The following is a 13,121-nucleotide window of genomic DNA, read 5'->3' on the forward strand; positions in this document are numbered from 1 at the left end:
AAGAGCTTTAAACTAATCACATTATGCGCCAATTGAAAAACAAAAAAATCCTTATTACCGCTGGGCCGGTATGGGTTCCCATAGATAAAATAAGGGTTATTACTAATATTTTTAAGGGTGCTTTAGGTTTGCTAATAGCAAAGGGGGCAATAAAAAGAGGGGCAAGGGTAACTCTTTTATTAGGGCCTGGATCTCTATGTTTTCCCGAGCGATGTCCTAAAAATTTAAAAGTAATCCGATTTAAATTCTTTACTGAGCTTTATAGATTAATGAGGGATGAAATATCTTCTCGAAAATACGATGTTGTGATCCATTCGGCAGCTGTGGCTGATTATATGCCGATAAAATATTATAAAGGTAAGATAAAATCTAGAGAGAATCTTGTAATAAAGCTAAGACCAACAGAAAAAATAGTAGATCAAATTAAAAAATGGTGCCCAGAAGTGTTTTTAGTAAAATTTAAACTCGAAGTCAACTTAAATAAAAAAGAGCTTATCAAACGAGCCTATAAAAGTATGATGGCTTCAAATGCTGATTTAATGGTAGCCAATGATTTTAAAGATATTAGTAAGAAAGACCATAAGGCTTTTATTATTGATATTAATAAGAATATTATTCCTTGTAATCAAAAAAAAGGAATTGCAAAAAAGCTTTTAAATGTTATCTTCAACAAGATATGAGCTCTTTCTTCTGACCCGTGCTGATTCATTGGAGCCCTGAAGATATTTCAGAAAAGGTCAAAAAAAAGAGATTATCTAAAAAAGATAATATATGAATGAGGATATTAAATGTTTTCTTAAAGAGACAGAATTTTGTGATTTTGCCCATCCAGATATTCAAGAGATAGCTTATAAGATCACAGATAGCTACACCAATAATAGGGATAAAGCTGTCAGTTTGTTTTATTGGGTGAGAGACAATATTTTATACCGGGTCGGGAACTGGCAAAAAAAAGCTTCAGAGACTTTAGTAGAGAAAGAAGGCGCCTGTACTAACAAGGCTAATCTTTTAGTTGCTTTATTACGCGCCAATAATATTCCTGCTGGTTATGGAATAATGAAAGTTGATGGTCAGAGATACTTTGGTCCTATTGCTATACCAATGTTGAGAAAATTTATAGGTAAAATCTCCACCCATATCTATGTATCGGTTTATCTAAATAATAAATGGATTAAGTGCGATCCCTCTGACGATAAAGAGCTTTGTGAAAGTACTTATTATTTTAACCCTCCAAGTAAATTAGTAGAATGGGATGGGATTCAGAATGCGATGTTAAATGTAGATGAAAAACATATTTTAAAGGATAGTTGTCCAATAGCCAATATTGACCCCTGGATGCACAAAAGACCCAGACATGCTCGAGGTATTCCTTTAGAAGTAGCTAATATTTTCATTAGATTTGCCAGAAAGAATAAACAAAAAGTTACTAATACTAAGGATTTAGAAGTTTTATTTAAAAAATGGTTAAGGGTAAATTGTCCCTTATATTTTTATTCATTTTCTATAATTTCTTGGTATAAAATTTTTAAGTCAAATTCTAAACGGTCTTGTAATGATACTATCGAAAATAATTAGTTCTAATTTAAAATAATTTATATTTTTATCAATGTTATACTTTTATGCCATAGGAGTTTTAATAGCTGGAGCTGTAAACACGTTTTTTGGGTGTATGGTTTATTTTAGAAATAAGAAGGCTTTACCTAATATTCTTTATGGGTTTTTATCTTTAGCTTTTGCTGTTTGGTGTTATGCTTGGGTCGCGATGATGTTATTAGTTAACGAAAATGTAGGCCTTGCTTACTTCCTTGCTCGTTTACTTAATCTCGGTGCTATCTTTATCCCAATTTTTTATTTTCATTGGGTATTGTCTGTTCTGGGAATTACTAAAGAAAAGAAAAAAATTATTATATTGGGGTATGTGGTAACATTTGTATTTACTATCTTTAGCTGGACCTCGTTATATATTAAAGGCGTGCATCCTATCTTGTTTTTTCCATATTGGCCTACCGCAGGTTCTTTATATAAGTGGTATTTAATATTTGGATATTTTACTTTTGTGTTTTATGGGTTATACCTTTTATTAAAATATTTTATTAAAACTACTGGAGATAGAAAAAACCAGATAAAATATGTCATTTTAGGGTCATTAATGGGGTTTGGCGCAGGTGCAGTAAATTTTCCTTTAATGTATGGCGTTAATCCATTTGGTTATTTTAGTATATTAGGAATATTTATATTTTTAGCTATCTTCATACCATTCCCAATACCTCTTAGTTATGCTGTGATTAAATATCATCTTATGGACATTAGAGTTATTTTAACCGAACTCTTGGTTGGAGTAATTGCTCTGATCCTATTAGTCCAGGCTTTTGCCGCCGAAACTCTCGGGTTGAAGATTTTTGGATTTGTCCTCTTGGGTTTATTTGGTGTTGTGGGTTACTTTTTAATCAAGAGTATTTTAAGGGAAATTGAATTGAGAGCACAACTGGAGGTGGCAAATGTTGAGCTTGAGAGATTAGATAAGGCGAGAGCAGAGTTTATTTCTATTGCTTCCCATCAGTTGAGAACTCCTTTAACAGCTATCAAAGGTTATATTTCAATGGTTCTTGAGAAAGCCTATGGAAAAATTCCAGGGAAAATTGAAAAGCCTTTAAAAAATGTCTATGAATCAAATAAGAGATTAACAAGGCTAGTTAATGACTTATTAAGCGTTTCCAGGATTGAATCTGGGAGACTGGAAATGAAATTTGAGAAAGTTTCTTTAGAAGATATAATTTCAAGTATAGTTGGAGAATTAAAGACTAAGGCAAAAGAGAAAAAACTTTATTTGAAATGGGAAAAACCAAAAATATCTTTGCCAAAAATTTCAATAGATAGAGATAAAATCAGGCAGGTTATTCTGAATGTAATTGACAATGCCATTAAGTATACTGAAAAAGGAGGAATAAAAATAAATCTCAAGAGCCAAAACTCAAATCTCAGGATTACTGTAGAAGATACTGGAGTAGGGTTAACAAAGGAAGAGTCAGAGCTCCTTTTTGAAAGTTTTGTTAGGGGAAAGGCAGGGGTTCAGTTCTGGACAGGAGGGGCAGGCCTTGGTCTTTATATATCCAAGAAATTTGTTGAAATGCACAAGGGAAAGGTTTGGGTAGAAAGCGAGGGTAAAGGAAAAGGAAGTACATTTTATATTGAATTGCCGGTAAGATAGTTTCTATTTAATAAATTTTAAAAATGGTCAAAATAAAATATAATTAATAAAATATAATTAATAATAAATTAATATGAAAAAAATACTTTTAATTGAAGACGAAAAAATTTTAGCCGATATGTACAAAGATAAATTTACTCAGTCAGGCTATAAAATAAGCATTGCTTTTGATGCCAGGGAAGGTATGAAATTAGCTAAAAAAGAAAAGCCAGATTTAATAATTTTAGACATTTTACTACCCAAGGAAAATGGAGTTTTCTTTCTCGAAAAACTAAAAGGTGACCCTGAAGTTTCTTCTATTCCAGTTGTTGCCTTTTCGAATTATGATGACCCAGGAACAAAAAAAGAAGCCCTGAGACTTGGGGTTAAAGCCTATTTTATCAAAACCAATTTCACCCCTCAGGAATTTGTCGAAAAAATAAAAGAGTATCTCATGTAAACATCCAAACATATAAACAAAATTAAGATGCGAAGAATTTTCAACATAGAGACGGTAAAGTATATTGGGAAGGAAGTGAAAATTTGTGGATGGGTCCAGAAGAGAAGAGACCATGGAGGCATAGTTTTTTTAGATTTAAGAGATAAATCAGGAATTTTGCAGGTAGTTTGCTCTCCAAAGTTGGTTAAAGATGTAAAAGATGAATATGTCTTAGCAGTAGAGGGAAAAGTAAAAAAAAGACCAATTAAGATGATAAATCCTAAATTGGAAACTGGGAAAATAGAAGTTTCGGCCTCAAAAATTGAAATTTTAGCTGAGGCAGCCCCCACTCCTTTTGACTTAAAAGATCAAGAATTAACTGTAAGCTTACCAACCCTTTTGGATTATCGACCCCTAACCTTGCGTCATCCAAAAATTAAAGCCATTTTCAAGATTCGAGAAGAAATTATTGAAAGTTTTAGAAAAAATATGAAAGCTCTGGGCTTTTTTGAATTTCAGGCCCCAACTATTGTTCCGGTTGCTACTGAAGGAGGGGCTGAGGTTTTTCATATCGATTACTTTAATTATGATGCCTATCTTGCTCAAAGCCCTCAGCTTTATAAACAGATTTTAGTTGGGGTTTTAGAGCGAGTTTTTACTGTTACCGGAGTCTACCGGGCTGAGCCCAGTATTACTACCCGCCATCTTTGTGAATACACCAGTTTAGATATAGAAATGGGCTTTATTGATTCCTGGGAAGAGTTAATGGATGCCTGCCAGGTTTTAATTTACAATATTTTTTCCGACCTTAAGAAAAACTGCAAAAAAGAGTTTGAGATTTTTGGTCAAAACATTCCCAAATTAAATCCAAAAATCCCTCGCCTAAAATTGCGAGAGGCTCAAAAAATTATTTTTAAAAGAACCAAAAGAGATAACCGAAAAGAACCAGATTTAGAACCAGAAGACGAAAGGGAAATTTGCCGCTGGGCAAAAGAAAAAAAGAACTCTGAATTAGTTTTTATTACCCATTTCCCAGTTGAAAAACGACCATTTTATACCTATCCTGACCCTAAAAATCCAAAATATACTTTAAGTTTCGACCTCCTTTATAGAGGATTAGAAATAGTTACCGGTGGCCAGAGAATTCACCAATATAAAAAACTCTTAAAAAATATAAGAAAATTTGGCTTAAAAATAAAAGATTTTAAATATTATTTGCAGGCCTTCAAATATGGAATGCCACCTGAAGGAGGTTTTGCCCTAGGGGTTGAAAGAATAACAAAACAAGTTTTAGGATTAAGAAATGTCCGGGAAGCCAGTTTCTTCCCTCGGGACATGGGAAGAATTGACCAAAAACTCTCTACCTTACAACCAAGGAGGAAAAAGAAAAAAAAGAAATGAGGAAAAATCTAAAATATTTTTTAATTGCTTTTTTGATTAGTCTTCCTTTTTTTTGGGAAATAAATCTTTTAGAAAAAAGCTTAGAAGATTTTTTCTTTTGGCATGAAATTTCAAAAAATCCCCAAATATTAACTGCAAAAATAAATCTATCTGAAATCAAAAGAAATTCAAAATCTTTTGAAATTAAAGAGGGGGAAGTTGAGGAATTCCAGGCCCAGGCAGAATCAGTAATTTCTACCTGGATTGGGCCAGATAATCAAAAAGAAATTCTTTTTAAAAAAGAAATTGAAAAAAGATTACCAATTGCCAGCCTAACCAAATTAATGACTGCCAATGTTGTTTTAGAATACTATGATCTTTCCCAGGCTGTTAAAATCTCCAAAGAGACAGTTTTCCAAGAAGAGGAATTTGGAAAATTGAAAGTGGGAGAAATTCTTACGGTAAAAGATCTTCTTTATCTTTTACTAATAGAATCGAGTAATGATGCGGCTTATGCCTTATCTGAGGTAATTGGCCAACCTGCCTTTGTTGAATTAATGAATTTGGAGGCAGAAAATTTACTTTTAAAAAATACTCATTTTTCAGATTCCATTGGCCTCGATCCCAACAACTATTCAACCGCTACAGATTTAGTGAAATTTACTCAGTTTTTACTCCAAAAACCTTTAATCTGGGAAATTCTGGCTCTCCCTGAATTCAATCTTTACTCTCCAGAGAACATTTTCCACCATAAACTTTTAAATACTAACGAATTTTTAAGAGAGTGGGGAAATGACCTGGAAATAGTTGGGGGCAAAACTGGCTATACCCCTGAAGCCAAAGATTGCTTCCTGTTAGTTTTAAAAGTTCCAGAAAAAGAAGAGTTCTTAATAAATGTGATTTTGGGGTCAGAAAATAGATTTGAAGAAATGAAAAAACTGGTTGATTGGATAATCACAAACTACAAACTATAAACTACAAACTGAAATTATGCCGGAATTAGCTATTAATGTTATTAAAATTTTTACTCTGGGAGCAGCTGGATTTATTTTAGCATTTTTACTTACACCGATTTTAACCCATTTTTTATATAAATATAAACTTTGGCGAAAATCAGTAAGGGAAAGGGCCATTGATAGGGGAGAGGTACCCTTTTTTAAAAAATTTCATGGAAAAGAAGAAATTAGTATTCCGAGATTTGGAGGCTTACTTATCTGGGTAACAACTCTGATTTTAATTTTTTTATTTTTCATAATCTCAAAATTTACTGACATTTGGTGGCTTAAAAAACTAAATTTTTTAAGCCGAGGACAAACTTGGTTGCCTCTATTTACCTTAGTTGCAGCTTCTCTGTTAGGGCTGGTTGATGATATTTTACAGGTTTTTGGCAAAGGGAAATATGTTGGTGGGGGATTGAGCCTTAAAACCCGCCTTATTTTGGTTTTCTTAATTGGTCTGATTGGTGCCTGGTGGTTTTATTCAAAACTTGACTGGACAACTCTGCATATTCCGGGAATAGGGGATTTTAAAATTGGAATCTGGTACATACCTTTTTTCATTTTGGTGATGATGGCAACTTATTCAGGAGGAGTAATTGATGGGCTAGATGGTTTAGCCGGTGGAATTTTTGCCACGATTTTTGGAGCCTACTCAGCAATTGCCCTATTTTTAGGCCAGATTGATTTAGCTGCCTTCTCGGCTGTAATTTTGGGAACAATCTTGGCTTTTTTGTGGTTTAATATTCCGCCGGCCAGATTTTATATGGGAGAAACAGGAATTTTAGGACTTTGTGCCACTTTAACCGTTATTGCCTTTTTAACTGATTCAGTGTTGGTTTTGCCAATAATTGGATTTTTATTAGTCATTGAATCGGGATCAGTAATTTTACAGCTCCTTTCCAAGAAATTTCGCAAGAAAAAACTATTTTTAGCTGCCCCAATCCATCATCACTTTGAAGCCAAAGACTGGCCCCACTACAAAGTCACAATGCGATTTTGGGTTATCGGAATTGTAATGGCAATTATAGGAATAGCTATCAGATTGCTTGGATAATATGTAAAACCGTCACAAAAGAAAAATAACCCAAAATCGGAGAGGGGCGATAGGGGAACTGGGTGTTCCCCCGAGGTGGAAGTATTGAAACCGCAAGGTTTCAAGGAGCGGAGCGAAGCCCCAAAGGGGGCGCTCGAGCGAAGCGCGAGAGAGCGGAGCGACGATTTTGGGTAATTGCCATTGTAATGGCAATTATAGGAATAGCTATTAGACTTTTGGGCTGAGCTTGAACCGTAGTATATTTTCTACGATCGTAGAAATCGCACTATTGACAAAGTTTTTAAATTTGCTATAATCGAAATAGTAAAAATGGGGGAAATGGAATGGAACTTAAAGTAGGAACGTTGGTGGTGAACAGATATCACAAAACTTTCGGAATTGTCGTAGAAGAAAAAGGAGGAGGAGAGTGGGTGCTACGATGCTGTTCTCCTCTTGGAACTGATGTTCGGGATGTTCTTAGTAAGGCTCAATTAAAGCCGCTCTTGGATATTCCAGAATCGGAGCGAGAGCTTCCTATTAAAGAAATTCTTGAAAAATATCAATGGGGCATACTTGCTAGGGCGTTTTGCTAGAACATTTACTTAAATTGAAAATTCTTCAAAAATCCTTAAAAACATCGAAACCACCACCTTAAATTCCCAAAAAGGGGTTATCCAAAATAAGGATTGACCCCGTTTTTTATTTTAAGAAAATTTTGTTAAAATATTATAAGATGCCAAAGAAATATCTTATTTTAAGAAAAAAATATCCAAGATTTGTTTTTAATAAGTATTCTTGGAGAATCTTGAATAAAAACTTATACATCTCTTTTGATTTTAAAATTACACCTGATATCTCCTTTAAACCGAAAATAATCATAGAAAATGTTGATAAAAATAGAATTAAAAAAATAGGAGATGGGGTATTGAACAATTTAATCTTTAATTTAGGTTTAATTGAAACCTTGAGTTATTGGAAAGCAACCTGTTCACCTGAAATTAAAATTTTAGCTGGCCCTTTAGATAAAAAACAAATTAAATGGTGGAAAGATTTAATCTTAAACGGCATGGGCCAGTTTTTTTATGAAAACAAAATTAATTTTCGAAAACCAAACTTCCTCAAAATAACAAATTTACAGAGGACGGGCCTCTGGAAGCTTTGTCACGGAGAGTTAAGAAATCGGGTTTTGGTTCCAATTGGGGGAGGGAAAGATTCAATTGTTACTTTGGAAATTTTGAAAAAGGCGAGAAAAAATATTACCTGTTTTTCTCTTAATCCAACAAAGGCCTCAAGAAAGATAATGAGAATCGCCGGCTGTAAAAAGCCAATTATTGTTCGAAGAGAAATTGATAAAAAGTTATTTGAATTGAATCGCCAAGGATTTTTAAATGGTCATACCCCTTTTTCTGCCTATTTAGCCTTTTTAAGCGTTCTTTGTGCAGTGATTTTCGATCAAAAACATATTGCTTTTTCAAATGAGAGAAGTTCAAACGAAGGGAATTTAAGATATTTAGGGAAAGTAATTAACCATCAGTATTCAAAAAGTTTCAATTTTGAGAGAAAATTTCGAGATTATTCAAAAAAATACTTAGCCAAAAATGTTGAATACTTTAGTTTTTTAAGACCACTTTACGAAATTCAAATTTCTAAATTATTCAGCAAATATCCTAAATATTTCTCTTCTTTTATGAGTTGTAATGAAGCTTTTAAAACTTATTCCGGGACAAAAAAACCTTTAAAGGGGTGGTGCAAAAAATGCCCAAAATGCCTATTTATTTTTACAAGTTTATATCCATTTTTAGGAAAATACCGATTGGTTAAAATTTTTGGAGAGAATATCTTTGAAAAAATTTCTTTTTTGCCAACAATGTTAGAATTAACAGACTTAAGAAAATTCAAGCCTTTTGAATGTGTTGGAACAAAAAAAGAAAGCCTGGTTGCCTTTTATTTGAGTTGGAAGAAAAATAGGGTAGGGAAGAGGTTTTTTCTTTTAAAATATTTTGAAAAAAATATCTTACCAAGACATCTAAACCTTAAAAGAGAATCAAAAAAAATAATGAATTCCTGGTCAAATCAACACAATTTACCAAAAGAATTCGAAAAAATATTAAAAAACCCCGAAATTATGGGTTATTTCTTGACAAATTTTGATGATTTGCTATAATATAGATATAAATAAAACGGCGGAGGTGTAACAATGAAAAGTAGTATAGTGGTCATTGACAAGAAAATGAAGGAACTATTGAGAAATAGCACCCATAGAGTGAATGGGGGAACAGTAGCTCCAATAAGAAACAAAAAAGAAAGAGACGGCCTAAGAAACTTTGGACGCTGATCTTTCTAAGGTTGTCTCCTATCTCCTTTAGTCTCTAGTGGAAATCCTATTTTTTTTCAGGGATATCCTACTAGAGACTTTTTTTATATTTTTAAAATAGTGTTTATTTTCACTAAAATTTATGGTATTTTATAATTAGATAGGGGATAAAAATGATTTTGAATGAATTAAAAAACAAAAGAGTATTGATTTTAGGCTTTGGAAGAGAGGGGATAGATAATTTTAGATTTTTGAGGAAATTGTTTCCAAAGAAAGTTTTTGGGGTAGGGGACAGGTTAAAATTAAGCGAATTAAGTAATCGAGCAAAGAAAGTGATTAAGCCGGATAAAAAGGTTAAACTTCATTTAGGCAAAAATTATCTAAAATCTCTTAAGAATTATGATCTTATAATTAAATCACCGGGAATTCCACCAAAAGAAATATTGTCCTTTTTAAAAAAGGGACAAAAAATTACCTCTCAGACTGAAATTTTCTTTGAAAATTGCCCAGGAAAAATCATAGGAATTACCGGAACAAAGGGGAAAAGCACAACTGCCTCTTTGATTTATCAAATATTAAAAAAAGGGGTCGCCTCAAAGAAGCGAACCTCGCCCCTCGGGCGGGGGCTAAAAGTTCATTTAGTTGGAAACATTGGAAAGCCGGTCTTGCAACTCTTATTTTCAGCTACCAAAAAGGATGTTTATGTTTACGAATTATCCAGCCATCAATTGTTAAATCTTAAAAAAAGCCCAGGTTTTGCCGTATTTTTAAATTTATATCCTGAGCATTTAGATTATTACAAGGATTTTAAAGAATATATTTCAGCTAAAGCCAATGTAACTCGCTATCAGACAAAAAAAGATTATTTAATTTTTAATTCGCGAGACAAAATTGTCAGAGAAATTGCTAAAAAGTCAAAGGCTAAAAAAGTTCCAATCAATACGAAAAGTATTGAAAAAATTATTAAAATCAAAGATATTCCTTTGAAAGGCAAATTCAATCTCCAAAATGTGGCAGCAACAATTGAAATCGGAAAGATTTTTGGAATTTCATCAAGAGATATTGCTTTGGCAATTAAGAAATTCAAACCCCTGCCTCACAGATTAGAATTTATTGGCAAATTTAAAGATATAAAATTTTATAACGATTCTCTGTCAACAATTCCTGAGACTACAATTTTGGCAATGGAGGCTTTGGGGGAAAATATTCAAACAATTATCCTTGGAGGGTTTGAGAGAAATCAGGATTTTAAGAAGTTAGTAAAGAAAATTCTAAATAGTAAAATCAAAACTGTAATATCTTTTCCAACTACCGGAGAGAGAATATGGAATAACATCCTTCAACAGAAAAAAGGTAGACTAGCACCTAAATATTTCTTAGTCAACAATATGAGAGAAACAGTAAAATTAGCCTATCAATACACGAGCGGGGGAAAAATCTGCCTTTTATCTTGTGCCTCCCCGAGTTTTGGTATTTTTCGAGATTATAAAGAAAGAGGTAATTTATTCAAGAAATATGTAAAGAAATATGCCAAGAAACCCTAGTCATTTAGATTATGCTTTAGTTGGGATAACAGTTTCGCTCTTAGTGTTAGGGGTCTTGATAATATCCAGTGTCTCAGCCTCTGTCTCTCAAGAAAGATTTGGTCAAACTCTTTATTATCTAAAACACCAGGTTCTTCTTGGAATTTTACCGGGGGTAATTTTAGCAATTGTTTTTTTGAAAATTCCTCTAAATTTTTTAAAAAAAAGGGTTCCGGTTTTGTTTTTAATTAATCTTGGGGTTTTGGGGATGGTTTTTTTACCTAAAATTGGAGTTTCTCTTGGGGGAGCAGCTAGATGGATAAATTTAGGACCTATTTCTCTACAACCAACAGAGTTTTTAAAACTTACTTTTATACTTTATTTAGCCAGCTGGTTAAGTAGTAAAACTGAGAAAGTAACTTTAACTAAAAAATCAAAAAAGTTTAGCCAAACTCTGGTCGCCTTTTTAATAGTAATGGGATTAACGAGTTTACTTTTAATCCGTCAACCAGATATTAGCACTTTGGGAGTAATTGTTTTGGTAGGAATACTAATTTATTTTTTAGCTGGTACGCCTCTTTGGCATAGCATTTTAATGATTTTGGTTATGATAGCTGGCTTATTGGTTTTAATAAAAATTGCTCCTTATCGAGCAGAGAGGCTTTCAGTTTTTTTTAACCCCGAAATTGACCCGATGGGAATGGGTTATCAAATAAAACAAGCCTTAATTACCGTAGGGTCAGGAGGAATAACAGGTCTTGGATTAGGAATGTCTAAAGCAGGCTTTTTGCCTCGCTCAATGTCAGATTCAATTTTTGCCATTTTTGCCGAAGAGACAGGATTTATAGGAAGTTTAATTCTAATTTCCCTTTTTTTGATTTTTTTCTGGCGAGGGTTTAAAATTGCAAAAGAGGCTCAAGATAAATTTTCTCAATTAGCTGCTTTAGGAATTAGCTCCTGGATTATCATTCAAGCCTTTGTTAATATTGGATCAATGGTAGGTATTCTGCCCTTAACTGGCATTCCTTTACCATTTATTAGTTACGGTGGATCACATTTAATTTCAGAACTCATCGGAGTAGGAGTACTATTAAATATATCAAAACATTTATGAAAATACTTTTCACTGGTGGAGGCACCGGTGGTCATGTTTTTCCAATAATTGCAATTTGTAGAGAACTAAGAAGAATTTATCCAAAGAAAGATCTCCAACTCTTTTATACGGGTCCAAAAGATGAATTTGGGGCAATTTTACTTTCCCATGAAGGAATAAAAGTTAAAACAATTTTGGCTGGGAAAATTAGAAGATACTTAGGAATAAAAAGTTTCTTTTTAAACTTTATTGATCTTTTCTTCAAAACTCCAATAGGAATTATTCAGGCATTTTTCTCCAACTTCTTTTTAAACCCTGACTTAATATTTAGCAAAGGGGGGTTTGGTTCAATTCCGGTAGTAATTTCTGGCACGATTTTGCAAATTCCAATTTTTTTACATGAATCAGATATTTCACCGGGCCTAGCTAATAGATCTTTAAGTAGATTTGCTCTAGAAATCTTTATCTCTTTTCCTAGAACCGAATATTTTTCTCCAAAAAGAATGATTTTGGTTGGCAATCCAATTAGAAAAGAAATTTTGGAAGGAGAAAAAGAGAAAGCAAAAGAGATTTTTAGATTAAGTTATGATCGACCTATAATTTTAATTTTGGGGGGTTCCCAGGGGGCTCAAAGAATCAACGATGTCATACTTTTGATTTTGCCAGAAATCCTTAAAAATTTTGAGTTAATTCATCAGTGTGGAGAGCGAAATTTTAAAGCGGTGGAAGCCCAGGTAAATGCTATAATTTCTGAGAGATCAAGAAAATACTATAATCTTTTCCCATTTTTGAAAGAGGAAGAATTAAAACAGGCTTACAAAGTTTCTGATTTAATTGTTAGTCGGGCAGGGTCAGGAAGTATTTTTGAGATTGCAGCTTTAGGTAAACCAAGCATTTTAATTCCCCTTTCTGAAGCTGCCCAGAATCATCAGTTAAAAAATGCCTATTGCTTCGCTCAAAATAAGGCCTGCCTTGTAATGGAGGAGATAAATTTCACTCCCCATTTTTTCTTAGAAAGAATAAAATATCTATTTTCTCATCCCCAGGAAATGGAGATTATGAAAAGCCGAGCCAAAGAGTTTTCTAAACCCCGAGCAGCTAGAATAATTGCTGAATATATTTCAGAATATTTAAGCCAATAAAAATTTTGATAG

Annotated in this window: 13 protein-coding genes; all 13 read left to right on the top strand. The window is 33.1% G+C overall.

Features of this window, described 5'->3' with window-relative positions; genetic code table 11:
• Nucleotides 1-23: 23 nt before the first annotated feature.
• The 13 genes from KJA15_01170 (at nucleotide 24) to KJA15_01230 (ending at nucleotide 13,109) form a co-directional block, all read left to right on the top strand.
• The gene (locus tag KJA15_01170; protein ID MBZ9571934.1) at nucleotides 24-680 is read left to right on the top strand and encodes a hypothetical protein; all 657 of its coding nucleotides are present in this window, start codon (nucleotides 24-26) and stop codon (nucleotides 678-680) included.
• Nucleotides 681-771: 91 nt separating this feature from the next.
• Entirely contained in the window at nucleotides 772-1,575 is an 804-nt protein-coding gene (locus KJA15_01175; protein MBZ9571935.1) for a transglutaminase family protein, read from the top strand.
• A 31-nt stretch (nucleotides 1,576-1,606) separates the two neighbouring features.
• On the top strand, nucleotides 1,607-3,208 hold the full coding sequence (locus tag KJA15_01180) for a hypothetical protein (GenBank protein MBZ9571936.1): 1,602 nt from the start codon (nucleotides 1,607-1,609) through the stop codon (nucleotides 3,206-3,208).
• Between the two features lie 73 nt (nucleotides 3,209-3,281).
• Entirely contained in the window at nucleotides 3,282-3,647 is a 366-nt protein-coding gene (locus tag KJA15_01185; GenBank protein MBZ9571937.1) for a response regulator, read from the top strand.
• Between the two features lie 27 nt (nucleotides 3,648-3,674).
• Nucleotides 3,675-5,027: an aspartate--tRNA(Asn) ligase gene (gene aspS / locus KJA15_01190; GenBank protein ID MBZ9571938.1), complete on the top strand. Its 1,353-nt coding sequence runs from the start codon at nucleotides 3,675-3,677 to the stop codon at nucleotides 5,025-5,027.
• Nucleotides 5,024-5,980 (top strand): D-alanyl-D-alanine carboxypeptidase, encoded by a 957-nt coding sequence (locus KJA15_01195; protein MBZ9571939.1) that lies wholly within the window; start codon nucleotides 5,024-5,026, stop codon nucleotides 5,978-5,980. Before aspS ends, KJA15_01195 begins: the two co-directional genes overlap by 4 nt.
• A gap of 16 nt (nucleotides 5,981-5,996) precedes the next feature.
• Nucleotides 5,997-7,058, top strand: coding sequence for a hypothetical protein (locus KJA15_01200; protein MBZ9571940.1), 1,062 nt, complete (start codon nucleotides 5,997-5,999; stop codon nucleotides 7,056-7,058).
• A gap of 323 nt (nucleotides 7,059-7,381) precedes the next feature.
• Nucleotides 7,382-7,630 carry a hypothetical protein gene (locus tag KJA15_01205; protein MBZ9571941.1) on the top strand — a complete coding sequence of 83 codons (249 nt, stop codon included), beginning with the start codon at nucleotides 7,382-7,384 and terminating at the stop codon, nucleotides 7,628-7,630.
• 140 nt (nucleotides 7,631-7,770) lie between these two features.
• A complete protein-coding gene (locus tag KJA15_01210) occupies nucleotides 7,771-9,201 on the top strand; it encodes a hypothetical protein (protein ID MBZ9571942.1) in 1,431 nt (476 codons plus the stop codon).
• 33 nt (nucleotides 9,202-9,234) lie between these two features.
• A complete protein-coding gene (locus tag KJA15_01215; protein ID MBZ9571943.1) occupies nucleotides 9,235-9,372 on the top strand; it encodes a hypothetical protein in 138 nt (45 codons plus the stop codon).
• Nucleotides 9,373-9,524: 152 nt separating this feature from the next.
• Nucleotides 9,525-10,895 (top strand): UDP-N-acetylmuramoyl-L-alanine--D-glutamate ligase, encoded by a 1,371-nt coding sequence (murD, locus tag KJA15_01220; protein MBZ9571944.1) that lies wholly within the window; start codon nucleotides 9,525-9,527, stop codon nucleotides 10,893-10,895.
• A complete protein-coding gene (locus KJA15_01225) occupies nucleotides 10,879-11,988 on the top strand; it encodes a cell division protein FtsW (protein MBZ9571945.1) in 1,110 nt (369 codons plus the stop codon). The genes murD and KJA15_01225 overlap by 17 nt, the downstream gene beginning before the upstream one ends.
• Complete coding sequence (locus KJA15_01230; protein MBZ9571946.1) at nucleotides 11,985-13,109, top strand: UDP-N-acetylglucosamine--N-acetylmuramyl-(pentapeptide) pyrophosphoryl-undecaprenol N-acetylglucosamine transferase; 1,125 nt, start codon at nucleotides 11,985-11,987, stop codon at nucleotides 13,107-13,109. The genes KJA15_01225 and KJA15_01230 overlap by 4 nt, the downstream gene beginning before the upstream one ends.
• Nucleotides 13,110-13,121 lie beyond the last annotated feature (12 nt).

The sequence above is a fragment of the Patescibacteria group bacterium genome (assembly GCA_020148145.1).
GTDB lineage: Bacteria > Patescibacteriota > Minisyncoccia > Minisyncoccales > JAHCRE01 > JAHCRE01.

Bases quoted from the DNA above. Each gene is read 5' to 3' on its own strand.
- KJA15_01170 (MBZ9571934.1), top strand. From the start codon at position 24: ATGCGCCAATTGAAAAACAAAAAAATCCTTATTACCGCTGGGCCGGTA.
- KJA15_01175 (MBZ9571935.1), top strand. From the start codon at position 772: ATGAATGAGGATATTAAATGTTTTCTTAAAGAGACAGAATTTTGTGAT.
- KJA15_01180 (MBZ9571936.1), top strand. From the start codon at position 1,607: ATGTTATACTTTTATGCCATAGGAGTTTTAATAGCTGGAGCTGTAAAC.
- KJA15_01185 (MBZ9571937.1), top strand. From the start codon at position 3,282: ATGAAAAAAATACTTTTAATTGAAGACGAAAAAATTTTAGCCGATATG.
- aspS (MBZ9571938.1), top strand. From the start codon at position 3,675: ATGCGAAGAATTTTCAACATAGAGACGGTAAAGTATATTGGGAAGGAA.
- KJA15_01195 (MBZ9571939.1), top strand. From the start codon at position 5,024: ATGAGGAAAAATCTAAAATATTTTTTAATTGCTTTTTTGATTAGTCTT.
- KJA15_01200 (MBZ9571940.1), top strand. From the start codon at position 5,997: ATGCCGGAATTAGCTATTAATGTTATTAAAATTTTTACTCTGGGAGCA.
- KJA15_01205 (MBZ9571941.1), top strand. From the start codon at position 7,382: ATGGAACTTAAAGTAGGAACGTTGGTGGTGAACAGATATCACAAAACT.
- KJA15_01210 (MBZ9571942.1), top strand. From the start codon at position 7,771: ATGCCAAAGAAATATCTTATTTTAAGAAAAAAATATCCAAGATTTGTT.
- KJA15_01215 (MBZ9571943.1), top strand. From the start codon at position 9,235: ATGAAAAGTAGTATAGTGGTCATTGACAAGAAAATGAAGGAACTATTG.
- murD (MBZ9571944.1), top strand. From the start codon at position 9,525: ATGATTTTGAATGAATTAAAAAACAAAAGAGTATTGATTTTAGGCTTT.
- KJA15_01225 (MBZ9571945.1), top strand. From the start codon at position 10,879: ATGCCAAGAAACCCTAGTCATTTAGATTATGCTTTAGTTGGGATAACA.
- KJA15_01230 (MBZ9571946.1), top strand. From the start codon at position 11,985: ATGAAAATACTTTTCACTGGTGGAGGCACCGGTGGTCATGTTTTTCCA.